This window comes from Gammaproteobacteria bacterium (genome assembly GCA_027296625.1).
In the GTDB taxonomy this organism is placed as follows: domain Bacteria; phylum Pseudomonadota; class Gammaproteobacteria; order JAKEHO01; family JAKEHO01; genus JAKEHO01.
In genome coordinates, this window is the sequence record JAPUIX010000056.1 from 1 (window position 1) to 26,504 (window position 26,504).

A 26,504-nucleotide genomic window follows, 5' to 3' on the forward strand; every position below is an offset into this window, starting at 1 on the left:
TTCCAAGATGACCTGCTGCGCAAGCAGTGTCTCAGTGAAATCCTCACGGCGAATAGCATCCTGAATCAATTTCCGGTACTGCTCAATCGGAGCGAATCCTGGAGAACGATTGATGCCGCGGGGAGCAAGCCATGTGATAGCCTTTTGAAATACTTGTGCGTGGAGGCCTTCCTGGCGCGCCTGCGCAGAAAGAAAACGACGCACGCTTGCATCTGAAGTAATAGCCTCTTGTTGGGCCGCGCAATCGTGAGCTAACCGCTCACCGAGCATTAGAAAACTGAAGAGACGGGCAATTTGCCTATTTTGGTCAGGAAGGACCAACAACGAGATCACCCGTTAGGTGGGGTGCCATTTAAGCGCCAATCATAATCCAGAAATTTCACCCGATAAAGTCCGCTTTCTAACTCCTGCGCCAGTTTTGGGTCGTCTACGTAGCGCGCTAAATACGCTTGCACCGAACCAGCGTCGCGCTTGAAGTCGCTCTCAAACCAGTCAAATATCTTCGACAGATACGCCACCTTTTGTTCACGGTCGAAACGATTTCGCGTTGAGTCATTGATAAACTCCTTTGCGTTTTGCTCTAGCTGCATTTCCAATAGGTCAATCGAAAAGGCTTCAGAACGCAATTTTGGGCACGAAGACGAAGCACACACGATAGTAAAGTGAATGCGCGAATCTTTTAATGGTATCAGTATTCCATGCTCTAAATAATAAAGATCGACCTCTGCTCCGCCGACCTTATACTTCTGCATTTTAAAAAAGCGAACCCTGCCAAAAAATGTACTTGGAGAGTATCCATCCAGGATGCCTTTGATAACCAGGGCATTGTATGCATTTATCCAGAATGCCAGCTCTTCTTTGTGCATCGTTAACTGATCAAGATTAGCATGGCTAAGTTGATTGATATAATCAGTAAAATGCGGATCGACAGCAATAGCTGGATAATCGACTATTCCATCCACGACATGAATACGCAGTACCTGATCGAACGCTTGGTGTGAAAAATACCCTGTGGCCACCGCGGTCGGCGAGGGATCCTGAACGGAGGCATAGTGCTCCACTGATAAACGCTGCGCTTGTGACTGTTGCGTGGCGTATCTCTCCAAATGCAGGGTTTCAGCAAGCGTCACGGCCCCAGCAGTAAGCGATAGTACCGATACCGCGGTTCCAAGTGCCAACGTAGTCCACCGAATGATCAGCACTGGCATATTTCCTAACTGGTTCACCGTGCGGGAGGCATATAAGCCACGCTACCATTAATCCTCATCAGATGCAGAATTCCATGGCTTTAAGCGAGGGATCCAACGAGAAACATTTTTTTTGTAATTTAAATAATCATTACCAAACCTGCGGACAAGATCGCGTTCTTCAACCAACGGAATGTAAATAGCATTTAAAATAAAAAAGAGCAGGAACCAGTAGATCAAGGGCAGCGACCCAAGGATTAGTGCCTCACCCAATAAGATCGCAAGAACACCACTGATCATAGGATTTCGAACATATCGATATGGCCCTCGAACGACAAGCATTCGTGTTGGATCCCACGGTGCGAGGGTGCCCTCGCCAACCGTCGCAAATAAAGAAATAGTCTTAATCTTTTGAAAGAAACCAAGCCCTATGAGTATGCACCCGAACAACGTCGGCAGCAGATCGTATGGACGTGCTAGGCCCCAGCCGAATTCGATTTCGCCTGTTAGTAAAATTATCGCGCCAGGAACGGCGATTGTGACGATCCCCGGAAGCAAGAGAATAGCCCAAAGGTGTTTCCACACGCCCATGGGAACTGCACCCACGTATTCAGTCAACTGTCACCCACCGTGCGAGATATACTGCTGCACAAGCGCCCTCGCCTTCATCTGCTGATTCGGCGTTAACTTACCTGTCAGCGATTGAATGTAGATTCCGGCCCTCCTATTGCCCTGCTTCTCAGAGGCGTAATACCAAGCATACGCCTTCAAATAGTCCTGAGGAACCCCGAGTCCTTCATGATACATCGTGCCAAGGTTGCGCTGGGCGTTTGCATTGCCATGCATCGCCGCGATCGTGTACCACTTAACCGCCGTCCCATAGTCCCGGGATACACCCAAACCAAGGTAATACATCATGCCCAGATAGTTTTGAGCATTAACATCTCCGTTTTCGGCCATCGGCCGCCATAGCTGGCAAGCAGTCTGATAATCTCCGTGCTCAAACGCAGACAATGGATCATCATCTTGGGCACAGCCCGCAACCATAAACGCAACAAGTCCACCAAGAATCCAGATTGTGTTGAGGCGCTTGCCGTAGGCAGCCTGATTGTGATCCGATCTAAACAAATGGCAATTCCAACTCACGGAATTAATAAAAAAGATGCCATCCCTACTGTCTCCCTTGCCCTCAAGGCAAGTACTTGCACCAGTCCCTCGAACTGTCGGCAAAGACAAGAAACTCCGGATTAAGCAGCGAAGCTTTTGTATTGTAGCGCAAGGGCTTCAAATGCATATCTGTCACGTGTCCACCTGCCTCTTCTACTACGCACTGGCTTGCTGCTGTGTCCCACTCCGACGTAGGACCAAATCGTGGCGAAACATCCACTCGACCTTCAGCAACGAGGCATGATTTCAGCGCACTACCAATCGCGATGTAGTCCACATCATCCAAATTGGCAACAAATGTCGTTTGTCTCTCATTACCATGCGAGCGGCTAACGGCCACAGTAAGCCGTCCCGTGAAATTACGGCGGACCTGGATCTGGACGGGCGCCTCGTCAGGCAGCTGCTTGCAGGCGCCATTGCCTATCGTTGCAAAATAACAAACACCCGTTACAGGTACATAGACGACACCGAGTACGGGGGAGTGATTATCAATAAGTGCAATATTGACCGTAAATTCCCCATTTCGTTTGATAAACTCCCGCGTCCCATCAAGCGGATCAACCAACCAGTAGCGGGACCATTGTTTGCGCTCGGCAAATGGAATATCCGTGGATTCTTCTGATAGAAGAGGAATTGTTGGTGTGAGATCAGAGAGCCCCTTAGCGATTATATCGTGGGCGGCCATATCGGCTGCAGTCAGCGGAGATCGGTCTTCCTTCTCAAGCACCGAGAAGTCAGTTTCATATATCTCGATGATCCGCACACCGGCCTTGGCCGCCAGGGCAATGACCGACTCACACAGTTCCTGTGGATCCTCATCCATTTCGCTCACATGGATACTCATCCAAATAATGACATCAGAGTGGCTCGGTCAAAACGGGCCGTCTATGTGCCTATCAGAACGCGCATAAACCAAGTCCCATATCCTATGACCCAAACGATGAGCCCGTTGTTCAAACTTTGTTAGCGGGCGCCACCGCGGCCTTGGCGCAAAGGAACCTCGCCCAGCTAGATTAATGAAGCCCGGATGAGCGTCCAAAATGCCGAGTATCTCATCAGCATAGGCGTCCAGATCTGTGGCTATATATACGCGTCCGTGTGTCTTGAGTTTCTTTTCTAAAAGGGATGCAAAGGAGGCCCTGATCATGCGGCGCTTGTGGTGGCGCTTCTTGGGCCACGGATCAGGAAAAAAGATACACACACCATCAAGGGTTTTAGTCTGAACACAATGTTCGAGAACTTCCACCGCATCGTGGCAAACCACGCGCACGTTGGTCAATCCTTCGGCATTCAATCGGTTCAAAAGGCGACCTACGCCCGGCCGATATACTTCGATGGCCAGGTAATCATTTTCCGGATGCTCGCGCGCCATGGTTACCGTTGCACTCCCCATACCCGATCCGATATCCAGTATGCGTGGCGCAATGCGGCCAAACAGTTTGTTAAAGTCAAATGATTTGTCCGCGGGTTCAATACCGTACACATCCCACAGATCATCAAGCGCACGACGCTGCGCTGCCGTGATACGGGAACTATTTCTGCGTACGTAGGTTCGGACAGACCGGCGGTGATGAGGTGCCTGAGACTTGTGAGACAACGCCATCCACAGTCACTCTTCAGTATGTCCCTCCCTACCGTATGGCGGGATACTTATCCGGGATGTACCTGAGTTACTGTCCCTATTCAAAAAAGCTTCCGTCGATTGGAGAGGATGCGCTCGCGTAGGCACGTCGTGGCATGCGGCCCGCAAGATAGGCGCAACGACCTGCTTCAATTGCTTGTTTCATCGCCGTCGCCATCAATATGGGATTCTTTGCCTGTGCAATAGCCGTGTTCATTAACACGCCATCACAGCCGAGTTCCATCGCGATGGTTGCATCGGACGCTGTCCCAACACCGGCATCCACCAAAATTGGTACTTGGGCATTTTCGACGATAGTTCTTATATTATACCTATTGCGGATACCAAGCCCCGAACCAATCGGCGCTGCAAGGGGCATAACAGCCACACAACCCATTTGCTCTAGTCGAATAGCACTAACCGGGTCGTCGGTTGTATATACCATTACCTTGAAGCCCTCCTCGATAAGAATCTTAGCCGCCACGAGTGTTTCGGGAATGTCTGGAAAGAGTGTCTTTTCATCGCCCAGTACTTCAAGTTTGACCAAATCGTGTCCCCCCAACAATTCACGCGCCAGCATACATGTGCGTATGGCTGTTTTAGCGTCATAGCAACCCGCGGTGTTAGGGAGGATAGTGTACTTCCCCGGTGGGAGCTCATCGAGAAGATTCGGTTGATCCGGATCCTGACCTATGTTGGTCCGACGGATCGCCACCGTCACAATCTGTGCCCCACTTGCTTCTACTGCAAGGCGAGTCTGTGTCAGATCGCGGTACTTACCTGTCCCAATCAACAGGCGAGACCGATAGGTCACGCCTTCAATAATCAAGGGGTCGTCGGCCACTAGCGGATTATTTTCTGTCATAGACTGATATGTGGCAAGTTGAACTTAAAAAAGTATACCGTGCGGATTGGCCGTCTAACCACCGCCGATGGCATGTACAATCTCGACTCGATCATTGCTCTGAAGGGAGTAGGCCTCGAACCGACTTCGCGGTACGATCTCCTCGTTGACTTCCACCGCCAATCTGCCGCTGATGTCCAATTTTTGTAGAAGATCGGCGATGGTGCATTGATCGGGCACCGTGCGCCTATCGCCATTAACGATGATTTTCATCGAGGCAGACTCAATGAATTGTATTGAAAATTAGAGATGATTGCCGGACGAATAGGTGACGTCTCATTCAATCCTAAGACATCTTTTTAATCAAACTAGATCGACGACGACTCCCTCCCTGGCAATATGACACTCGATCGACGAACCACGTTCACGAACTATTTCACGACAATGTTGATGAATCGCGTCTATATCTTCATCTGTGTAGTTTGGATCGTGATGGTAAAGATAGAGATGCTGGACATTCGCATCGATCGCAAAGTTAACCGTATCAACGTAGCATGAATGGCCCCAACTGCGCTTCTTTTCATAGTCGGCCGGCGTATATTGGGCATCATGGATGAGAATATCTGCATTACTGATCAAGCCTCGTTCGATGTCACGCTCTTCTTGTTTCATCTTATCAAGTAATGCCCGCTCTTCTTCATTAAACTCCTGATAACGCTGATTAATGGACTTTTCTACAACAAAGCATTCGTTATCAGAAATATATACGACTGTTTTTCCACAGACGCGAATTCGATAGCCATAGGTAATGCCTGGATGATGAACGTTATTATAGGTTATCGCGATGGTTCCATGTTCAATTGCGCCATCCTCCGGATCCATATATTCGACATTGGCCATCCAGTGCTCTGTCTCTACGGGGAAGTAAGGCGCTCGCATCTGGGCGGCAAGCTGTTCCGCGATATCCTTAGTAGATTGACCCGGCCCGAAAATCTTGATGTTCCAATCCTTCATAAACGCTGGCATGAAAAATGGAAGCCCGCAGATATGATCCCAATGATAATGCGTAAGGATTAGCATGAGATTACGGACCGTGTCTTGAGCTACTATCGCATTGCCAAAGGGAATAATGCCAGTACCGGCATCACAAACAAGAATGTCATCACCTACGCGGATTTCCACACATGAAGTGTTGCCGCCAACCTTCATATGGGATGCGAAAGGTGCTGTATAGGAACCCCTCACACCCCAAAACCGGATATAGGCGTTATCCATGTGATGAGTTATGGGCTCGTTTCATATTTGCGTTTGTGTATTTGACGATCAGATCCCTTATGGCCTGCATGCCCACGGGCTTAACCACAAATTCGAGAGCGCCCAGTTCCTTTGCCACAGATCTGTCCTGAGCATAGTCCTTGGTGCTTATGATGACCACGGGCGTTTTCCGATGGAGAGGGTTGTTCCTAAGTTGCTGCAAAAAAGTCAAGCCGTCTTTCTCAGGCATGATATTGTCCAGAAATAGCAGCTCAGGCTGAGTCGTCGCGAGATACGACATGGACTCAGCCGCCGACCCGAAGGTTTCAAGCTCAATGTTTAATGACGCACTACTGCGCTCGAACATGGATCGTACACTCCAAGTATCATCCACCACGACGACTATTGGCACGGAGTTTCCCATGATCAACTTATAGCCTTCCGTCGCACTCAGCAGCAGAGTAGCACTGAAGCGGGTTCAATAATCAACAATCAACGTATGTTAATAATTTAAAAAGGGTTTTTCTATTTCTTCTCTGTGACCCCACATGAGGATTGGCAAACCAGTCACACCCTGCACCAGAATCGCTCGTAACATCGCAATATTACACTAAATTTTGGCGCGCGCCAGCGACGGACTGGGCGTCACGGCTCCTCTGGTGGTGTGCTTGACTGGCAAGGATCGCACCAAGAACGTAACCATTACATCATGCGCGTCGTCTCAGCTCTACGCACTCCTTTTGTTCCTAATCACCTACCCTGAATCCAGCAAATAGCCAAATTCGGGTAAGCACCCGCTCAATTTTTTCCTCAGAGCGCAGCAGGCTAGAAGTCGGGAACATCACACATCGTACAGCCCGGAATGTGACAACATGGGCGTTAGCCGATAGTATGGAGGCACCAGAACTATGCGAAAGTCCGTATAAAAGGTAGCAAAAAGCGGGTGTAGTTCAATGGTAGAACATCAGCTTCCCAAGCTGAGAACGTGGGTTCGATCCCCATCACCCGCTCCAGCGTCGGCTGCTTACGAATCAAGAACATGCCCAACATCAATTCGGCTTGCGGCGACTCAAACAGATTTTTTGCCTCGGGCGATTTGTCAACTGAAGCCCTACGGCAACGAGGAAAAGAGTATCTTGGACCTATTGATGCGATATTAGCTGCAATACCGTGTTAGGGCACTTGAGTTTTCCTTAGGGACGAAAACAAAGTCGATAAGAGCTTTCTTATGCATTGAATTTCGCAGTAGATTGTACTTCGATACTGGAGCAAATCCCTGCTTATAGAAACAAAAACCGTCGTACTCCAGACTAATCAGATAGGAAAACACATTGCATTCTGGATCCTGGGCATAGCCACATTCAAACAATAAGTCAGGACGATCTTCTTGCAGTATCTGTTTTCCGCCTTGAAATACGTCGTATTCATGTCCCTCCACATCACATTTGATAAATCTTATCGGTCGAGCATCGTGATTTTGGAAGTAGCTGTCTAGTGTAGTTACCGCAACCTTGAGGCTATCAAGCTGCCCATTCGGGCGCCACTCCATGCTTGCCCCACCCCAATGGTGTTTAGGGCGAAGTAATTCTTTTTCTCCAATAACAGATGATAGGGCAATATTTGCGATTTCTAGTTGAGTAAGCCTCAAACTATTTCTCGCTTGCTCTAGGTATGCCACTAGTTCGGGCTGAAGTTCAAAGGCGATCACAAATCCCTGAGACCCTACTTTTTTGTGCATTCAATAAGAATAGACGCCACGATTAGCACCTATGTCTACAGCGGTTTTGCCTTCTAATTCACGGCTTAAGAGAAATGATGTGCCATATGTATCGGCATATAAACGAAAACGCCACGCGCGATAAAGAAACCTTAACTTCTCAAAAAAGCTCACGTTCATTCACCGTGAAATATGGCGACACCGAGTTACTTAAATGCATTAATTGTATGTATAGAGCTGAACCAGTCTCTTCGCCGCTTGTCCGGTCAAAATCGTAATCATTGAAATCGCGAAGCTCCTAATCAGCTTGACGGAAAAACAGCAGGCCACAACCCCAGCGACATAACCGTTATGGACCGCCCTCGCTTGGCAAAAGGGCGATCGCCCGCACTGGGCCGCCAGACCCGCCCTCGATCTTCATGGGTAACGCAATGACGACAGCGCCCCGGGCAGGGAGCCTTTCGAGATTAGCGAGGTTCTCAAGACCCAACACATTATTTTCCGCCGCAAGCCGATGTACGGGAAAATCCTTTGATTTCCCATAATCAATTGACGCGACGTCAGCACCCAGGACCGAAACCTTCCTCTCTCCCACCAGCAGCCGCGCCGCCGCCTCCCCGTAACCAGGAAAGTGCAACTTGGACACGTCACCGGGCGTATCATCACCCAGGTAGGCCTTACGATCAGGCCAAAATTCCCCCCATCCTGTGCGAAGCAGGACAATCGTACCGGGTTCTATCACCCCATGCTTCGCCTCAAACTCAAGCACGTCTTGCCGGGTGAGTCGATAATCCCGATCGATCGCAGCCTGCGTTGAAACATCGATCACAACCGCATGCGCCATGAACTGCTGAAGTGGAATTTGGTCTGTCGTCCGTTGTCCTTCAGAAAAGTGAATCGGCGAATCAAGATGCGTGCCACCGTGCTCCGGGGCACAGATGGCGTAGGCGGCATAAAAGTAACCTTTATCCGTTTGCCCATAAGCAAGCTTTTTCAGTTCGAAAGTTGTGGGTGCGGTTGGCCAGTAAATCGTCTCCTCATTAAACGCATACGTAAGATCTATCAAGTGAAATTTGCTCGGATTGAATGTATCCGCTGGTGATATGTGAGGCGCTGCCATCAACAATATGCTAATGACAAAAGCACAAATATCACGGTTCATAGCACACCTCCCAGCAAAATTAGATAGAAACACCCGCTCTGCACTTCAACAGACTGGAGACCCAACTCTTCATAGCATCACAATGTCGTTTTACTCTTGAGCACTGAATCGGGTTGGATCGACGCCGTCAGTCACGTCAGTCGCGAAATCGTGTTTCATCCTCCGTCTTTATCCGCAACATCATGAAATCGAGATCGTTGGCCAACAGACGCTCACGCATTTCGTCCAATCTTGCGAGATGCTTGAATGGGCCAATACGGACTCGGTGCCACGTATCCTGGCCATTCATCACGACCCGCTGTATTTCCGCCTGAATGCCCATGGACTCCAATTGCGCCTTGACACGATCCGCCTCATCGAGGTTGCGGAACGAGCCCACCTGAATGACATAAATGCCCGGCTGGAGCGGTTTCTCTTGTGCCTGGCCCGCTTCGCCAACCTCCCAGTCAGGTACCTTGACTTCCATCTCCGGAAGGATCGTGTAGAAATCAAAGCGCGGCTTGGGAGGCGGGGGAAGCGGATCGCTTGTGTCCTTCTGCACCGTACGTGTGTCCACCGAGCCACTGCTCTCCTGGACCACCGGTTGTTCCACAATCACTGGAGAATGCTGCTTTAAAAACACAATCAATGCGACAAATAAGCCAATGCCAAGGCCCAGTGCAAACAAGGGCCACTCGTGACCGCGTTTCGGCGACACTTTTCCTTTTGGTACATGTTTATAGTCGCGGGCCACTACATTACCTCCGGTGCCGACACACCCAATAGGCTAAGACCATTGTGCAATACTTGGCGCGTTGCGAGAATCAGACTAATACGGGCATTTCGCAACGGCGATGACTCCACCAGGAACTGGTGTGTGTTGTAATAGGTGTGAAAGTCATTGGCGAGATCCCGCAGATAGTAGGCAAGCTGATGAGGTTCCTCACCCTGCGCCGCCGACTCAATCACTTCGGGATAACGGAACAGCGTGGCCAACAGTGCCTGTTCGTGCTGTTCAGTTAACAACGAAAGATTCCGAGCGCCCTCTTCGGCGTCCCACTTAAGATGCTTCTGATCCATTTGCTTCATCACACTGCATATCCTTGCATGTGCATATTGGACGTAATACACAGGGTTATCACTGGACTGCGACTTGGCAAGATCAAGATCGAAATCCAGGTGCTGGTCGCTCTTCCGCAACACGTAGAAAAATCGCGCAGCATCACAGCCCACCTCTTCACGCAACTCTCTGAGGGTCACAAACTCACCAGCGCGGGTAGACATTTGGACTTTCTTTCCTCCCCGATAGAGGGATACGAACTGTATAAGCAAGACATCCAACTTGCCAGGGCCTTCACCCATTGCAGCAATTGCTGCCTTCAGTCTCGGCACATAGCCATGATGATCTGCGCCCCATACATCGATAATCCGGCCAAAGCCTCTTTCTAATTTGTTCAGGTGATAGGCGGTATCTAAGGCAAAGTAGGTAGGCTGGCCATTTTCGCGAATCACGACACGATCTTTTTCATCGTGGAACTTTTTGGCACTGAACCATCGGGCACCACCTTTTTCATAAATATGTTCGCCAAGGCGATTGATTACTTGATCGACCGCCTTACTATCGACTAGCTCATGCTCATAAAACCATGTATCAAACTCAACGCCGAATGCAGCGAGATCATCTCGGATATCTTCTAAAATTATTTGAACTGCTAAATCAGTTACCTTGCGAAAGGCATTTTTTCCAATAAGTCTCCCAGCCTGCTCCACCAACCGATCCAGTTGTGCTTCCACGTCCATGTCCGGCGTGATGACGCCCATTACAGCGTCCGCAGAGTGACAAAGCGATTTTCCATCTCGCTCGTAGAGCGTTGCGGCGATCTCTTTTATATACTCGCCTTGATACGCATTGGGTGGAAACGCGATATCTTCACCGCATTTCTCTAGATAGCGCAGCCATACACTGAGCGCCAGGATGCCCGTCTGCCGCCCAGCATCATTGACATAATATTCGCGCTGCACGGTAAAACCGATGGCCTCCAGCAGATTCGCCACAGTGGACCCATAGGCCGCACCCCGACCGTGTCCTATGTGCAGCGGGCCTGTGGGATTCGCGGAGACGAATTCGACAACGACCCGTCCGCCCTGCCCATAGTCCGAGCGTCCATAAGCCTCACCTGCATCCAGAATCTCCTTCGGAATATTTTGAAAGGCGCCGGGTTTGAGAAAGAAATTGATAAATCCCGGTCCGGCAACCTCAATCTTTTCCACCAGATCGGAATCAGGTATGGCAGCGGCGATCTTGGCTGCTATATCTCGGGGCTTAAGCTTCGATGCTGCGGCAAGTACCATTGCAATGTTACAGGCAAAGTCACCATGTTTCGCATCGCGCGTTCGCTCAAGCTGAACCGCGGGTCGATCATCGATACTTAACACTCCATCTTGCTGCAACGTAGCCAAGGCATCCAGGACCAATCTTTCCAAATTTCGTTTCAAGTGCAGCCCTTGCAAACAAACGGCACATTGTAACGTGCGCTTTTGTAGTGGAGAAGGTAAATTAGGAGTGCCTCGCCGTGAGAGCGTGAGGCCCCCTCAGCGATATGTTGGCCCGGCACCAACAATGGCTCAACGTAGCTGCCTGTTCACCATCACAACATATCCTGTGGATCCACATCCAACGACCACCGTACCTTACGCGCCGATCTCAAACGCTCAAGCTGCTGAATCCATGGACTCAGCATGTGCTGCAATGTACTGCGAGTATGAGCTTGAACCAATAACTGGCCGCGGTAACGGCCGGCGCGCCGTTCAATCGGTGCTGCCACAGGTCCAAAAATTTTATTCCCATCATCCGCGAGCTTAAGTGCCACAGCTCGCGCTTCGTCGAGAAAGTTGTTCGGTGCGTCCCGCCCGGTCGCTTCTGCGCGCAAGAGCGCCAGACGGCTATATGGTGGCAGATCGGCCTCGCGTCGCTCAAGGAGCGCATTTTGAGCAAACTGCCTATAGCCATGTTCTATCAATGACCTTAATAAATGATGATCAGGATGGTGCGTCTGAATTAGTACGGTTCCTGGACATTCGGCACGTCCCGCACGCCCGGCAACTTGCATGATAAGCTGGGCCATGCGTTCGCTGGAGCGAAAATCAGCTCCGAACAAACCGCTATCTGCATCGACAACGCCAACAAGCGTGACATTCGGAAAGTGGTGGCCCTTCGCCAGCATCTGCGTCCCAATCAAAATACCGGCCCCACCGGATTGAATGGCGTCCAGCATGTTCTGCATCGCACCCTTGCGGCGCGTGCTGTCGCGGTCAATCCGAAGGATCCCAGTCTGTGGGAAAACTTCCTTTAACATCTGCGCAACACGCTCCGTTCCATAGCCCACTGCGATCAGATCGGCACCCCCGCACGACGGACAAGACTTCTCGGGCCGACGCTCAGCTCCACAGTGGTGGCAAACCAGGACTTCCCTCTGTTTGTGATAGGTCATATGCACATCGCAGCGCTGGCAGCCTGCGACCGAGCCACAGTGATGGCACAGCATAGTAGGCGCATAACCGCGCCGATTAAGAAACAACAGGACTTGGTGTCCCTGTTTGAGGTGATCTGTGGTGGCCTCTAATAAAAAATCCGAGACAGCTGCCTGCATAGGGCGACGCCGAACGTCCACTACCTCAATCTTAGGAGCGACCGCGCCGCCGGCCCGTTCAGGAAGGATCAGATGTTGGTAGCGCTGTTCAGCCGCGTTATATAACGATTCCAGTGACGGTGTGGCTGTGCCGAGTAAAATTGGAACTTTTGCCCGTTGCGCACGCACAACGGCAAGGTCACGAGCGGAGTAGCGAAACCCTTCTTGCTGTTTGTACGATAGATCATGCTCTTCGTCGACGATGAACGCGCCCGGGCGACGCAACGGCGTCCAAACTGCGGAGCGAGTGCCGATTACGATCGATGCACTACCATCTCGAGCCATCAACCATGCACTCAACCGTTCCTGTTCCGATAACGCAGAATGTAACACGGCAATCGGGACAGAAAACCGTCGGCGGAAGCGGGAGATGATCTGAGGTGTTAAACCGATTTCCGGTATCAACACGAGAGCTTGTCGACCATCGCGTATCATACGGTCGATTACATGCAGATAAACTTCAGTCTTGCCGCTACCAGTAACCCCATCCAACAAAAACGCCTGGAACTTTCCAATAGATGAATGAATTGCTTCTACAGCCTGATGTTGAGCAGTATTGAGCGCAAGCGCGGGCTCAAGGCGCTCATTGTCTTCCCTTGGTTTGTATGTGCTCTCATACGCGTCGACCCAACCTTTCTTAATTAGTGATCGAATGACGGCGTGCCATCCACGACTCTGCTCGGAAATTTGCTTGCGCGTCGCCCCTTCAGGATATTTCCGCAAGAACTGCAACAATCCCGCCTGACGTGGGGCACGTCTAAGATCATCAATTTGGACGCGGCCGCCTTCAGCAGTAACGCGCCATCGGGTCTCGCTTCGTCGACGGGCGGGTCGGCCTTTGCGCAGCAGCGACGGCAAACAAGTAAATACCACCTCCCCTATTGGGTGATGGTAGTAATCACTTGCCCAACGCAGAAAAGACAAGTGACTCGTCGATAACAACGGTTCGCTGTCCAAAACCGAACCCGCCACCTTAAGCTGTTCTGGCAGCAGCTCAGATTTATCGGTGATCGACATCAATAGGCCGACCCGGTGTCGTGGACCAAACGGCACGCGCAGGCGGATCCCGGGGCTCAACCTATCGATGTCACAATCGGCGGGAGGAAGATAATCAAAACAGCGGCGAACGGGAGCAGGCAGTGCAACCTGCAAGATAACCAATGGCCTCTGGGTCATCGATAAGACCGCATATCATATCGCAAGGCCATCTACGCATTCGGCTTCTTCAATGAGTAGCTCAACCTTCGCAATGCTTGCCCGGCGTATCGGCTTTCCATCAACAGGACTCTGTGGGGCTTGGCGCAATCCCTTCAGCGGGAATACTGCCAGCTCGATGGGAATATCACCCGCAGTGAACCGATACGCTGGCGTTGAGGTGACTGTGCTCGCGTCGATACGCAGATGCCGCTCCCCCAATTTGTAAGCAATTGCGCGATCAAGCAAAAACAGCCCCACGTTCTCCGGTGTATCAGTAAACAGGTGAAGGGTCACCTCGGTGTACTCACCAGCGCTCCCGGTGAGAACGGGTCCAACGAGGCGCGGGTTAAACCGCTCAAAGAATCGCATGGCGTCCCGTGCGCCCAGGCGCAGTTTGTGTAATTGCTGAGGCTGGGTATTACCTTGGAAGATGCGCTGATATTCCCGAAACGCCAACTCGATCTCGCGGTTACTGGGCAGGTGGTGACTAGCCGTGATACCCATCTGTTGAGTAGCTTTTTGTTTGGCCACTAGATAGCTGTCCACACCATCTTTGGCCATGAAACGGGCGGCGAAATGCATTATGCGCTGGCGCAGTTGCTGTTCGCTGCTCTTATTGCGGGTTGCCATCGCCATTCAAAAAAGCTGTTCCGGAATCTCTTCTACTCCAAGCTCGTCGCTATGCGTCGTCGGCATTTGGTTATTAGCAGGACCTTCAGGTACATAATTACTTCTGAAGATCTCGAATATCGCCCGCGAATTATCTGCGCTTGCAAGTTCGCCCGTATCAGGATCAATACGCACTGCAACTAAGCCGGTTGGACGCTCCAATGGGGATGAAGATATGTCTTTAAGTGCACTACGCATAAATTTTACCCACATCGGCAGTGCCGCGTATGCACCGGTCTCGCGATCGCCAAGCGGCTGAAATTGATCGAAGCCCACCCACGCAGTAGCAACCAGTTCCGTATTGAAGCCGGAAAACCACGCATCTCGCTGGTCATTTGTTGTGCCCGTTTTCCCCGCAAGATCATCGCGACCCACTTCTCGCGCACGCCGCCCAGTCCCTCGACGGATCACGTCACGCATCATTGAGTTAATGATCCATGCATTCTGTGGACTGATAACACTGTCTGCGTTAACCTCATCAGCTTCCAATAGCATCAAGGTTGAATCGTCTATGCTGACCAGTAATGCCGAGGTGTCTTCCGCAAAGTCGGCAGATTTGCAATCATGGCAGACTGTCTTTGGTTGGGCTCGCATAACGATGCGGCCATCGTCCGTCTCAATTCTGTCGATAAAATACGGTTGAACTAAATATCCACCGTTAGCGAAGACGGCGAAGCCAGTTGCAAGTTCTAAGGGACTAAGCGCACCGCTGCCGAGTGCTAGAGACAAATTTCTTGGCAGTTGTTCAGTATTAAAACCGAAGCGACCAAGATATTCGATAGCGTTCGAGACACCAATAGCGTTTAGAAGCCGTATCGAAACTAGGTTACGTGAATGGGTCAGTGCTTCCCGCAATCGCGTGGGGCCGTGTGTTCTGCCGCTATAGTTTTCAGGTCGCCAAACTGCCTCAAGCCCTGGGTCATCAAATACTACTGGTGCATCATTAATGAGACTCGCCGCCGTATAGCCCGACTCGAGCGCAGCAGAATAAATAAACGGCTTAAAGCTCGATCCCGGCTGGCGTCGGGCTTGCGTCACTCGATTGAACTTGCTTCGTTGAAAATCATATCCTCCAACCAGCGCAAGTATCGCTCCGTCATCTGGTCTCATCGCAACCAGACCGCCTTCGATCGCCGGGATCTGCGCAAGCCGCCATTGCCCATCTTCCGTCAACTGCACATGGATGACATCACCCACGCTAAGGATGTCCGCCGCTTTTTTAGGCGCTGGACCACGGCGGTTTTCGTTAACATATGGCCGCGCCCAAGACAGGCCGGACCATTCAATAATCACCGGACCGACGTCTGGCAGATAGGCGATCACTGATTGCTCGTCCAAGTCGACGACCAATGCCGGGAACAGATCGCCTAACCGAGCAACTCCCTCAAGCTGAGTTAACCAGCTGTCCTCCTCAGCCTCCATTTCAAGCTCAACATGGTGCTCCGGCCCGCGGTAACCGTGGCGTTTGGCGTACTCGAGCAAGGCCTCGCTGAGGCTCCTGTTGGCTGCTGTTTGTAAGCGATCACTCACCGTCGTAAACACACGATACCCAGCCGTATAGGCAGCCACCCCATAATTCTTGAGCATGTATGCCCGCACCATCTCGGCAATATAAGGGGCTTTCACCTTCACCGCCGGGCTGTGCAGGCTCGCAATGACCGGAGCGTCAATGGCGTCCGTATATTCCTGCATGGTGATGTACCCCAGTTCAAGCATTCGCCCGAGTACATAGTTTCTCCGCTCAATCGCCCGTGCCGGATTAGTGACAGGATTAGTCGTCGACGGGGCCTTCGGAAGGCCCGCGATCATGGCAAACTGCGGTAGCGTAAGGGACCGGATGTCGGTTCCATAGTAGACTTGGGCTGCGGCTGCAACCCCATAGGCCCTGTGCCCGAGATAGATCTTGTTGAGGTATAACTCAAGAATGGCAGCTTTCGAAAGTTCCCGCTCTATCTTCAGGGCGAGGAGAATCTCGTTCAATTTACGCAAGTAGGTCTTCTCCCGAGTAAGGAAAAAATTGCGTGCCACTTGCATCGTGATGGTACTTCCGCCCTGTGTCTTTTCACCCGTTCTAACGAGCTGGATCGCGGCACGCAATAGCCCCTGCCAATCTACCCCGGGGTGGTCGTAGTAACGATCATCCTCCGCTGCCAGAACCGCTCGAATCAATTGTGGGGGCACCTCACTGAGGGCCAGCGGCGCCCGTCGTTGCTCACCAAATTCTGATATTAGGGAGAAATCCTGGGTGTACACCCGTAGCGGTACCTGCATCTGGACATTCTTGAGCACTTCGATACCGGGCAGCTTTGGCAATACGTACCAAAGCGTGCCTGCCGCCAAGACCACGGCTGAGAATAAGACGACTAGGAGAAGATTGAATACAAGCCGCAACATGTTGGGTATTAATTACATTACTACCGCGATATATAGTGTATGAAGGCACGTTAAGTTAAACATATGATAAAGTCCATGAAATTTGCGAGCTAAAGTATTTGTTTTTTAACTTTCGCTTGACTATAGTCTAGCATTGCAATTTAAAGTTATGGGCGACGTATGCGCCATAACCACGGAGACTAAAAAGGAAAAACGATGCTCCTATTCAAGAGCAAATCGGTTCCGATTCTAGGCGTTGACATCAGCTCAACGTCAATAAAACTCCTTGAACTTGGCCGTACCGGTTCTCGATATCGTGTTGAAAGTTACGCGGCAGAGCCCACTCCGCCCAATACTGTAGTAGAAAAGAATATAACCGATGTTGAAGCAGTCGGCGAAGCTATCGGTCGAGCGGTCAAAAAGGCTAGCACGCGCACCAAATACGCCGCTGCCGCCGTCGCGGGCTCCGCCATTATTACCAAGATCATTTCCATGCCAGGAGACCTTTCTGAGGATGAAATGGAAGGTCAAATTGAGGTCGAAGCTGATCAATATATCCCATTTCCGCTGGAAGAGATCAATATGGATTTTGAGGTGCTCGGGCCATCTCAAGAGCAACCAGGTCGCGTTGATGTTCTACTCGCGGCATCAAGAAGCGACAACATTGATGTACGGGTAGCAGCGCTTGAGGTTGCCGGCCTCACCGCAAAAATCATCGATGTAGAAGCCTTTGCCCTGGAAAACTCAATTGGGCTGCTTGCCAAGGACATGCCCGGCCGCGGCAAAGATCAAGTGATTGCCATCGCCGATGTTGGCGCAGCAATGACGACTTTCAGCGTACTGGAAAATCTGAAAATCATGTACACCCGCGAACAGGCTTTTGGCGGGAAGCAGTTAACAGAAGATATTCAACGCCGCTATGGGCTCTCCTACGAAGAAGCTGGGCAAGCAAAACGGCAAGGTGGATTGCCGGAGAATTATGTGCCGGAGGTTCTCGAGCCTTTCAAGGAAGCAATGGCACAACAGATCAGCCGGGCTATGCAATTTTTCTACTCGTCAAGCCAGATTACGAATGTTGATCAGCTTTTCCTCGCGGGAGGGTGCGCTTCTATAGCGGGCATTGGTGAACTGGTCGAATCCACGACCGGCGTCACGACGCGCATTGCAAATCCATTCGCCAACATGTCGATATCGTCCGGTGTTCGCGCGCAGGCATTGAGCAATGACGCGCCCGCATTGATGACCTGCTGCGGACTGGCGCTGAGGAGCTTCGACTAATGGCGAAGATTAACCTGCTTCCCTGGCGCGCGGCGCTCCGCAAAGAGCGCCAAACTCGATTCTATATCACCGTGGGTGTGGCCATTGTTGTGACGCTAGGCATTTGGGGTTTCGTCCATCTCTTCTTCGAACAATTAATCTCCTATCAGAATTCGCGTAACCAATACCTTCAGGTCCAGATTGTGCTACTTGATAAGAAGATCAAAGAGATTAGGGAACTTGAAAGGGAGAAAGAAAGACTCCTAGCGCGCATGAGAGCTATTGAGCGGCTGCAAGCCAATCGTCCTTTGATCGTTCGGTTGTTTGATGAAATGGTTACCAGTTTGCCGGAAGGAGTCAGTCTTAAACAGGTTACTCAAAAAGGTGCCGTCATAACGATTGACGGCATCGCCCAATCGAATGCGCGCGTTTCTAATTTCATGCGCAATCTCGAGGAATCACCCTGGTTAGCGACGCCAGAGCTCGACATTATTCAAACAACAGATCAGAAAGGAACGCGCATTAGCAACTTCACCCTGCGCTTTAATCAAGTGTATCCGAAGGCTGAAGAAGATAGCGAAGACGAGGCAGGTTCATAATGAATTGGTCGGATCTACAAAATCTTGAACTCCAAAACATCGGCAATTGGCCGACACCTGCAAAGCTCGGGATCATCATGTTGGTATGCGGCGGCATTCTTGGTGCAGCGTGGTACTTAGATACGCAGAAACAACGAGACACGCTCGCTAAGGTTGAGGCTGAGGAAATCAGTCTGCGGGAAACCTTTGGATTCAAACAAAAGAAGGCCGCAAATCTGGAAGCCTTAAAACAACAGATGAAGGAAATGGAGCAGACATTTGGTGACATGCTCCGCCAACTTCCCAATAAAACGGAAGTGGCTGGGTTGCTTGTCGACATCTCCCAGACAGGCCTAGCCAGCGGCCTTGAATTTGAGCTTTTCCAGCCCCTGCAGGAACAGCCGTCAGAGTTTTATGCAGAGCTACCGATTCGCATACAAGTGAAGGGCGATTATCACGAGTTAGGAGAATTCGTTAGCGGCGTCGCTGCGCTTCCCCGCATCGTTACCGAACACGACATCAATATCTCAAAGCAGGGCGACAAAGGCTTGACGATGACAGTCACGGCAAAAACCTATCGCGCGATGGAGGAAGAAGAGGAAGCACAAGCGGGAGCGGCCCAATGATGAGGGCGCGTCCTAAAGCATTGTTATCAGCCTTCCTCGGCCTGAGTCTGATCGCGGTTGTCACGGGCGGCTGCGTATCCCGTGACATCAGCGACCTAGAGGAATTCGTAGAACAGATCAAGGCGAGGCCGGGGGGGCGCCTTGAACCGCTCCCGGAGATTAGACCCTATGAAGCATATACGTATCAATCAAGTGGCGAACGGGATCCTTTTGCTCCGTTCTTTGAAAAGTCCCTAGATGAGATCACCGCCGAATTGGCAGATTCACAAAACAATAAATATATCGATGAGCTACAGAATAGGAATCGTGAGGAACTCGAACAGTTTGAGCTTGATAGCCTACGCATGGTGGGTCTATTGGAGGATACAGATGAGCAATGGGGGATTATTGTAGACCCAGACGGAACGATTCACCGCGTCAAGGTTGGCAACTACATGGGTCGCAACATTGGAAAGATCACGAATATCTACGAAGACAGAATTGAACTTCGGGAGGTTGTTCAGGACAGCCAGGGCCGGTGGACAGAGCGTACAGCCGCGCTAGCACTGGTTGAATAATCTGACAAAGGGGTGGAAATCATGACGGTATCGATAGCGTTAAACGATCAAGCGACTACAAACTCGTCAGTTAAGTGGCTTTCGCGCCTTGCCGTGGCAATGTATCTGCTGTGTCTGCACACTGTCGTCCATTCCGCCGGCAACACCCTGGATAGCATTAGCTACTCAGTACTACCCGGGGATCAGGTGCAGGTAAGACTTAATCTGTCTGTGCCACTGGAGCAAGAGCCATTGAGCTTCAGCATTGACAATCCGGCCCGCATCGCGCTGGACTTTCCAGACACAAGTCTGAATCTGGAGGCAAAGAGTCAGGCTATCGGTGTCGGCATGGCCCATAGTGTGGTAGCGGTCGAGGCTGGTGGACGTACCCGTGTTGTACTGAATCTCGTACAACTAGTGCCCTATGACCTGCGGGTAGAAGGAAATTCCGTGGTGCTCACCCTACAGACAGTGGAACTCGTCGCAACCGGTCTCCCTGCGAAAATCGAGGCCGCCGGGCCAGCCCGGATGCCCGTGGGCATGGCAGGTATCGACAAGATCGACTTCCGCCGTGGCGATCAGGGCGAAGGTAGAGTAATCGTCACCCTCACGGATCCCTCCATCGGCATTAACCTGGATCAGGAAGCCGGCAACATCATCATCGATTTCCTGGACACCTCACTCCCGGAAGAGCTCGATCGACGTCTCAACGTAATCGACTTTGCAACACCGGTCAAGGAAATCGATACCTCACCACTCGGCAATGGAGCCCGTATGGTCATCACCACAACGACTGAGAACTACGACTACCTCTCCTATCAGACGGACAAAATATTCACAGTCGAGGTCAAGCCACTCACCCCGGCACAGAAGGAAGCGATCAGAAAGGAAAAATTTGGTTACACGGGAGAGCGCTTGTCGTTTAACTTCCAGAACATCGAGGTGCGCGCGGTACTCCAGCTTATCGCCGATTTTACAGGCCTCAATATGGTGGCGAGCGATACCGTCACAGGCAATATAACGCTCCGCTTGAAGAACGTGCCCTGGGACCAGGCACTAGACATCATCTTGAAATCGAAAGGTTTGGCTATGCGCAGGGTCGGCAACGTCGTCATGGTTGCCCCTCAGGAAGAGATCGCGGCACGCGAGAAACTGGAGCTTGAGGCAGAAAGGCAACTCGAGGAACTGGCTCCCTTGCGGACGGAGTTTATTCAGGTTAACTACGCCAAGGCGTCGGATCTCGCAGTGCTAATCAAGGCCGAAGCCAACAACCTGCTGTCAGAGCGCGGTAACGTGACTATCGATCAGCGCACCAACATACTTATCGTGCAGGATATCGCAGTAAACCTCCAAAGCATCCGAGAGATGATCATTAAGCTCGACATCCCGGTGCGACAGGTGCTCATCGAGTCACGCATCGTCAATGCCAGCGAGGACTTTGCCAAAGACATCGGTGTCCGCTTTGGGCTGGCCGGGCGCACGGAGGATCCCAGCAGGACCAAGACCTTCGCCATCGCGGGCGGAACGGAATTGGGTATATTTGAGGATCTCGACCCGACCGGGTTCAACACGGCAGGACTTGAGGATTTTATCGTCGACCTGCCTGTTACCGATCCCGCTGGGGCGCTGGGCCTGGTCGTCGGTAAGGTTGGGACCTGGCTCCTGCAGCTCGAGCTATCCGCGGCGATTGCCGAAGGGCGCACAGAAGACATCGCGAGTCCGAGGGTCATTACGGCAAACCAGCAAGAGGCCCTCATAGAGACAGGCGAAGAGATTCCGTACCAGGAGGCCACCTCCAGCGGCGCCACCTCGGTGGCGTTCAAGAAGGCGGTCTTGTCGCTGAGAGTCACGCCCCAGATCACCCCGGACGACCGCGTGCTTTTGGACCTGCAGGTCAACCAGGACACTCGGGGTTCCCCGGAAGTCCTTGGCGTGCCGCCGATCGATACCAATGAGGTCACCACACAGGTCCTGGTCGACAATGGCGAGACGGTCGTGCTTGGCGGGGTCTACACACAGTTAGACGAGGTGACCATTGATAGAGTCCCCTGGTTCAGTGACCTGCCGCTCTTTGGTTTCTTGTTCAAGCGGACCCTGACAACAAAGAATCGTTCCGAACTGCTCATCTTCGTGACACCGAAGATCCTTAAAGAGACGTTAACCGTAGAGTTGTGAGATCCACGAAGACCCACGGATTGGGTCGACGCGACTAGATGTGGTCCTCACGGGCCACATCTTTTTTTTGCTCGTGTCGCCTTCACGCGGGGCCAGAACCTCGCTCGGCGCTCAGGACAGCCCCATTCACCTCAGATACCCGAGCTCATAGACTATCGGGCTGGTTCAAGAATTCCGACAGAGGCTTGATTTCTAAACTTAACACTGGCATATCTGCACCACCCATCTCGATAAAGTGAACTCGCCTTTTTTGATGCGCAATCGAGTATTCAAAATCTGATGCCAGCTTCGTGATAGCTAGGCCTAACAATATTTTTCTCGTCGGTCCCATGGGCGCAGGCAAATCAACCATCGGTCGCCAACTTGCCAAACAACTTAAGATGGATTTTCGTGATAGTGACCACGAAATCGAAACGCGTACTGGTGTAGATATTCCCTTTATCTTTGAGATGGAGGGCGAAAAAGGTTTTCGCAAGCGTGAGAAGCAAGTAATCGACGAGTTAACACAGCTACAGGGTATTGTGCTCGCTAGTGGCGGCGGCGCCGTACTCGACCCGGATAATCGGTCACGGCTTGTTAGCCGTGGATTTGTGATCTACCTACACGCACCAATGGAACAATTGCTCGAACGCACGTGCTTGGATCGGAAACGTCCCTTACTCCAGAATGAAGATCCGCAACAGAAGATGAAACAGGTCATCGCGGAGCGTGATCCCTTATATCGAGAGGTTGCCGATTTGATAGTAGAAACAGGCCGCCGTACAGTACGACGAGTCGTAAACGATATCTGTCAACAAACTGAAAATCAATGAAAACATTAATGGTCGAGTTGGGAGCAAGGCGTTATCCGATCTACATCGGTGAGCACCTGATAGACCAACCAGATCCTCTGGCGGCCCATATTCGAGGGCGGAAAATCATGGTGGTAACGAACACCACCGTGGCGCCGCTGTATTTGGAAACCGTGTTGAATGCACTTAGTCGTTACTCGACCGAAACGCTTGTGCTGCCCGATGGTGAAGAACACAAAAACCTGGACGTAATGAACAGGATCATTACTGCTTTGCTAGAAAACCAGTTTGGCCGCACCAGCACATTAGTTGCCTTAGGAGGTGGCGTCATAGGGGATATCACTGGCTTTGCAGCCGCTTGTTATCAGCGAGGTATTGACTACATTCAAATACCGACCACTTTGCTCGCCCAGGTTGACGCATCAGTGGGCGGCAAAACTGCTGTCAATCATCCATTAGGCAAGAACATGATTGGCGCGTTTCACCAACCGCAATGTGTGATCGCCGACACGCGAACACTCGGGACCCTAGACGACAGAGAGTTCTGTGCCGGGCTGTCCGAGGTTATAAAATACGGGCTCATTCGGGATCAGGGATTCTTCGACTGGTTAGAGGGTCATATGGCCGCGCTCCTTGAGCGCGAGCCGGAGGCCCTTAGCTTCGCGATCGAGTGCTCCTGCCAACACAAGGCTTACGTGGTCGCTGCCGACGAGCGTGAGGCAGGTATGCGCGCGCTGCTGAATCTGGGTCATACATTTGCGCATGCGATCGAGACTGGTCTCGGGTACGGGCAATGGTTACACGGCGAGGCTGTTGCGGCAGGCATTTATATGGCGGCTGATCTATCGGCCCGCCTCGGCTGGATTGATCAGACAAAAGTTGATCGTATTGAAATGCTTATCAAACAGGCACGCCTGTCAGTTAGGGCGCCAAACGCAATAAAGCCTACACGCATGCTGGAGCTGATGGCTGTAGACAAAAAGGCGAAAGATGGCACCCTACGACTGGTGCTTTTACGGGGCATCGGAGATGCCGTCGTAACCTCCGACTTCGATATAGAAGCTTTGAAGGACACCCTGTCCCATTGCCGCGAAGTGCCAGAGGTCGCGTGATGCCTGATCTGGCGCCGTATGCAGCCAGTCAAGAATCCTCCCGCGGCCGTAGGTACAAGGAACCGGCCTCGGCTTACCGCGACCAATATCAGCGAGATCGGGATCGCATTATCCACTCTGCCGCCTTTCGACGCCTCGAATATAAGACCCAGGTATTCGTTAATCACGAAGGCGACATGTTTCGCACCCGATTAACGCATTCAATCGAAGTGGCCCAAATTGGACGTACAATTGCACGAGCATTGCGGCTAAATGAGGATCTGACAGAAGCCATTGCCTTGGCACATGATCTCGGCCATACCCCGTTTGGTCATTCGGGCCAGGATGCCCTTAATGATTGCATGCGCAACTTCGGTGAGTTTGAACATAATTTACAATCGCTGCGCGTCGTCGATGTACTTGAGCAACGATACCCTGAGTTCACGGGCCTCAACCTCACTTTTGAGACGCGTGAAGGAATCCTTAAACACTGCCCAGTGGAAAAGGCAGCTGAACTCGGTGACGTGGGACGTCGATTTCTCGAACAACAACGGCCGGGCCTTGAAGCCCAGCTCTGCAATCTCGCGGATGAGATTGCCTATAACAATCACGATGTCGATGATGGTCTTCGTGCGAGATTGATTCATGTTGATGAACTGTGCGAGATTCGGCTATTTGGCGAAAAACATACTGAAGTTATCAAGCGTTGGCCCGACCTGTCCAAAAGACGCGTGGTTCACGAAGTAATCAGACGGATGATTAATCAACAAGTAAGCGACCTCATTGAAAACTCCCAGAAAAACATCGAGGCGCTGAATCCTGCGGATATTGAGGCTGTGCGTTCCGCCGAGAGGCGACTCGTCACCTTTAGCAAGGAGATGCGTCAGAGGCAATTAGAACTCAAGCGATTTTTGCACAAACACCTCTACCGCCATCACCATGTCCATCGCATGTCTGTAGAGGCAAAAGCAATCATTTCCGCGCTTTTCAATGCCTTTATGCATAACGTTGACTTGCTCCCGGCAGACGTAAGGGTTACCACGCTGCATCTGGAACGTGAAGGTGGAGATGAGGCAGGCCGTGCTCGAGGCGTGGCCGATTACATTGCCGGGATGACAGACCGCTATGCAAGGATTGAGTATGACCGTATCGTGGATCCAACGGCACTACGCTCGCAATCTTAGGGGGATATTCAAAACGCGAGTCGTCCGATGCTGGCCCCCACGCCCGAGCCCCAAGAGGCCCTTATGGGGGGCTTCATGCTTTGCCGGGCTTCGATGCATTACGCAGAAACCCGGTGTTCATCATTGCATGCCGTTCACAGGGGCAGAATCGGTGATCATTTGCGATCTCCCAGCATCGGCTTTTTACGCTAATGTGTCGCTATTTTCAGCGATCGTGCCTGTATTTGCTCCGCACTCCCATGATCTCTGGGCCCTAATCAGGCCCTTGGAGGCACCCCCTCTGACCCACCTCAGGCAACTCGGATTGCCGTGCTCGGCTGCCCCATGTCGGAATTAAAAAACAAGCGGATCTTAAGCGCGCTGAGACGCGAACCCGTGGACATGACGCCAGTGTGGATGATGCGCCAGGCAGGACGCTATTTGCCGGAATACCGAGCCACGCGCAGCCGCGCAGGTAATTTTATGACACTCTGCACCACTCCGGAGCTTGCATGTGAAGTCACCTTACAACCGCTTTCAAGATTTCCCCTCGATGCCGCGATTCTGTTCTCGGACATCCTGACGATACCCCATGCCATGGGCCTCGGCCTTTCTATCACGGATGGAGAAGGCCCACGCTTCAAGCGGCCAATACGCTCGGAGGCGGACGTCAAGGCGCTCGGTGTGCCCGATCCGGAAACGGAACTCCGATACGTCATGGACACCATTCGTCTAGTGCGCCAAGAACTTGACGGGCGCGTGCCGCTCATCGGCTTCGCCGGCAGTCCCTGGACCCTGGCCACTTATATGGTAGAGGGCCAGTCAAGTAAGGATTTCCCACTGGTTAAGGAGCTCGCGTATGAGCGACCTGACATGATGCATCGGCTGCTTGCAATCATTACCGAGGCTGTGACTCGCTACCTCAACGCGCAGATCGCCGCTGGCGCCGAGGTGCTGATGATCTTCGATACCTGGGGAGGGCTGCTGACTACTCGCGGCTACCACGACTTTTCACTTGAATACTCTCAACGCGTGATACAAGGTTTAAATCGCGAGTGCGAAGGCATCGTAGTGCCGGTGATCCTTTTTACAAAAGGTGGAGGCGCCTGGCTCGATGCGATGGCGGAGAGCCATTGTGATGCGATAGGACTAGACTGGACTCTGGATATCGGAGTGGTACGGGCAACGGTAGGCGAACGTGTTGCCTTACAGGGAAATATGGACCCACTCATTCTCTTTGCTTCACCCGCTCGGATCCGGGAGGAAGTTAAAGTAATCTTGGAGAGTTACGGCCACGGCACTGGACATGTGTTTAATCTGGGACATGGTATTCACCCGGAGACTAAACCGGAGCATGTTGAGGTCTTTATCCAAGCTGTGCATGAGTTGAGCCCCCCCTTTCACGCCTAACCCGTCCGTTGATCAATC

Annotated in this window: 26 protein-coding genes and 1 tRNA gene; 10 read left to right on the forward strand and 17 right to left on the reverse strand. The window is 51.7% G+C overall.

Going from position 1 to position 26,504, the window contains the following annotated elements; translation table 11 throughout:
• The 10 genes from O6944_03025 to O6944_03070 form a co-directional block, all read right to left on the reverse strand.
• On the reverse strand, positions 1-321 hold a 321-nt coding region (locus tag O6944_03025; GenBank protein MCZ6718113.1), incomplete at its 3' end, for a hypothetical protein.
• An 8-nt stretch (positions 322-329) separates the two neighbouring features.
• Complete coding sequence (locus tag O6944_03030; protein MCZ6718114.1) at positions 330-1,208, reverse strand: DUF547 domain-containing protein; 879 nt, start codon at positions 1,206-1,208, stop codon at positions 330-332.
• A gap of 48 nt (positions 1,209-1,256) precedes the next feature.
• A complete protein-coding gene (locus O6944_03035) occupies positions 1,257-1,805 on the reverse strand; it encodes an isoprenylcysteine carboxylmethyltransferase family protein (GenBank protein MCZ6718115.1) in 549 nt (182 codons plus the stop codon).
• A 3-nt stretch (positions 1,806-1,808) separates the two neighbouring features.
• Complete coding sequence (locus tag O6944_03040) at positions 1,809-2,315, reverse strand: tetratricopeptide repeat protein (protein ID MCZ6718116.1); 507 nt, start codon at positions 2,313-2,315, stop codon at positions 1,809-1,811.
• Between the two features lie 61 nt (positions 2,316-2,376).
• Positions 2,377-3,177, reverse strand: a complete 801-nt coding sequence (gene cysQ / locus O6944_03045; GenBank protein ID MCZ6718117.1) for a 3'(2'),5'-bisphosphate nucleotidase CysQ — start codon at positions 3,175-3,177, stop codon at positions 2,377-2,379.
• A gap of 48 nt (positions 3,178-3,225) precedes the next feature.
• Positions 3,226-3,957, reverse strand: coding sequence for a tRNA (guanosine(46)-N7)-methyltransferase TrmB (gene trmB / locus O6944_03050; GenBank protein MCZ6718118.1), 732 nt, complete (start codon positions 3,955-3,957; stop codon positions 3,226-3,228).
• 76 nt (positions 3,958-4,033) lie between these two features.
• Positions 4,034-4,840: a thiazole synthase gene (locus O6944_03055; GenBank protein ID MCZ6718119.1), complete on the reverse strand. Its 807-nt coding sequence runs from the start codon at positions 4,838-4,840 to the stop codon at positions 4,034-4,036.
• A 54-nt stretch (positions 4,841-4,894) separates the two neighbouring features.
• Positions 4,895-5,092, reverse strand: coding sequence for a sulfur carrier protein ThiS (gene thiS / locus O6944_03060; GenBank protein MCZ6718120.1), 198 nt, complete (start codon positions 5,090-5,092; stop codon positions 4,895-4,897).
• A gap of 90 nt (positions 5,093-5,182) precedes the next feature.
• Complete coding sequence (locus O6944_03065; GenBank protein ID MCZ6718121.1) at positions 5,183-6,094, reverse strand: MBL fold metallo-hydrolase; 912 nt, start codon at positions 6,092-6,094, stop codon at positions 5,183-5,185.
• Entirely contained in the window at positions 6,087-6,497 is a 411-nt protein-coding gene (locus tag O6944_03070) for a response regulator (GenBank protein ID MCZ6718122.1), read from the reverse strand. Before O6944_03070 ends, O6944_03065 begins: the two co-directional genes overlap by 8 nt.
• A 515-nt stretch (positions 6,498-7,012) precedes the next feature.
• Between O6944_03070 and O6944_03075 the strand changes: the two genes are divergently transcribed.
• Positions 7,013-7,086, forward strand: a tRNA-Gly gene (locus O6944_03075).
• 143 nt (positions 7,087-7,229) lie between these two features.
• Here O6944_03075 and O6944_03080 read toward each other — a convergent pair.
• The 7 genes from O6944_03080 to O6944_03110 form a co-directional block, all read right to left on the reverse strand.
• Positions 7,230-7,811 (reverse strand): FkbM family methyltransferase, encoded by a 582-nt coding sequence (locus tag O6944_03080; protein ID MCZ6718123.1) that lies wholly within the window; start codon positions 7,809-7,811, stop codon positions 7,230-7,232.
• Positions 7,812-8,139: 328 nt separating this feature from the next.
• Positions 8,140-8,952: a cyclase family protein gene (locus O6944_03085; GenBank protein ID MCZ6718124.1), complete on the reverse strand. Its 813-nt coding sequence runs from the start codon at positions 8,950-8,952 to the stop codon at positions 8,140-8,142.
• Positions 8,953-9,088: 136 nt separating this feature from the next.
• Entirely contained in the window at positions 9,089-9,649 is a 561-nt protein-coding gene (locus O6944_03090; GenBank protein ID MCZ6718125.1) for an SPOR domain-containing protein, read from the reverse strand.
• Between the two features lie 35 nt (positions 9,650-9,684).
• Positions 9,685-11,427 carry an arginine--tRNA ligase gene (argS, locus tag O6944_03095; GenBank protein MCZ6718126.1) on the reverse strand — a complete coding sequence of 581 codons (1,743 nt, stop codon included), beginning with the start codon at positions 11,425-11,427 and terminating at the stop codon, positions 9,685-9,687.
• Positions 11,428-11,579: 152 nt separating this feature from the next.
• The gene (locus tag O6944_03100) at positions 11,580-13,796 is read right to left on the reverse strand and encodes a primosomal protein N' (GenBank protein MCZ6718127.1); all 2,217 of its coding nucleotides are present in this window, start codon (positions 13,794-13,796) and stop codon (positions 11,580-11,582) included.
• Positions 13,797-13,811: 15 nt separating this feature from the next.
• Positions 13,812-14,447: a hypothetical protein gene (locus O6944_03105; GenBank protein MCZ6718128.1), complete on the reverse strand. Its 636-nt coding sequence runs from the start codon at positions 14,445-14,447 to the stop codon at positions 13,812-13,814.
• 6 nt (positions 14,448-14,453) lie between these two features.
• A complete protein-coding gene (locus tag O6944_03110) occupies positions 14,454-16,880 on the reverse strand; it encodes a penicillin-binding protein 1A (GenBank protein ID MCZ6718129.1) in 2,427 nt (808 codons plus the stop codon).
• A 195-nt stretch (positions 16,881-17,075) separates the two neighbouring features.
• On the opposite strand from O6944_03110, the gene O6944_03115 reads away from it, so the two are divergent.
• The 9 genes from O6944_03115 (at position 17,076) to hemE (ending at position 26,486) form a co-directional block, all read left to right on the forward strand.
• A complete protein-coding gene (locus O6944_03115) occupies positions 17,076-18,137 on the forward strand; it encodes a pilus assembly protein PilM (GenBank protein MCZ6718130.1) in 1,062 nt (353 codons plus the stop codon).
• Entirely contained in the window at positions 18,137-18,715 is a 579-nt protein-coding gene (locus tag O6944_03120; protein MCZ6718131.1) for a PilN domain-containing protein, read from the forward strand. Before O6944_03115 ends, O6944_03120 begins: the two co-directional genes overlap by 1 nt.
• On the forward strand, positions 18,715-19,320 hold the full coding sequence (locus O6944_03125; GenBank protein MCZ6718132.1) for a type 4a pilus biogenesis protein PilO: 606 nt from the start codon (positions 18,715-18,717) through the stop codon (positions 19,318-19,320). The genes O6944_03120 and O6944_03125 overlap by 1 nt, the downstream gene beginning before the upstream one ends.
• On the forward strand, positions 19,317-19,877 hold the full coding sequence (locus tag O6944_03130) for a pilus assembly protein PilP (GenBank protein MCZ6718133.1): 561 nt from the start codon (positions 19,317-19,319) through the stop codon (positions 19,875-19,877). Before O6944_03125 ends, O6944_03130 begins: the two co-directional genes overlap by 4 nt.
• Before the next feature lie 21 nt (positions 19,878-19,898).
• Complete coding sequence (gene pilQ, locus O6944_03135) at positions 19,899-22,031, forward strand: type IV pilus secretin PilQ (GenBank protein MCZ6718134.1); 2,133 nt, start codon at positions 19,899-19,901, stop codon at positions 22,029-22,031.
• A gap of 293 nt (positions 22,032-22,324) precedes the next feature.
• On the forward strand, positions 22,325-22,843 hold the full coding sequence (aroK, locus tag O6944_03140) for a shikimate kinase AroK (protein MCZ6718135.1): 519 nt from the start codon (positions 22,325-22,327) through the stop codon (positions 22,841-22,843).
• Entirely contained in the window at positions 22,840-23,934 is a 1,095-nt protein-coding gene (gene aroB / locus O6944_03145) for a 3-dehydroquinate synthase (protein ID MCZ6718136.1), read from the forward strand. The genes aroK and aroB overlap by 4 nt, the downstream gene beginning before the upstream one ends.
• Entirely contained in the window at positions 23,934-25,097 is a 1,164-nt protein-coding gene (locus O6944_03150) for a deoxyguanosinetriphosphate triphosphohydrolase (GenBank protein ID MCZ6718137.1), read from the forward strand. Before aroB ends, O6944_03150 begins: the two co-directional genes overlap by 1 nt.
• A 324-nt stretch (positions 25,098-25,421) precedes the next feature.
• The gene (hemE, locus tag O6944_03155; GenBank protein MCZ6718138.1) at positions 25,422-26,486 is read left to right on the forward strand and encodes a uroporphyrinogen decarboxylase; all 1,065 of its coding nucleotides are present in this window, start codon (positions 25,422-25,424) and stop codon (positions 26,484-26,486) included.
• Positions 26,487-26,504: the final 18 nt, after the last annotated feature.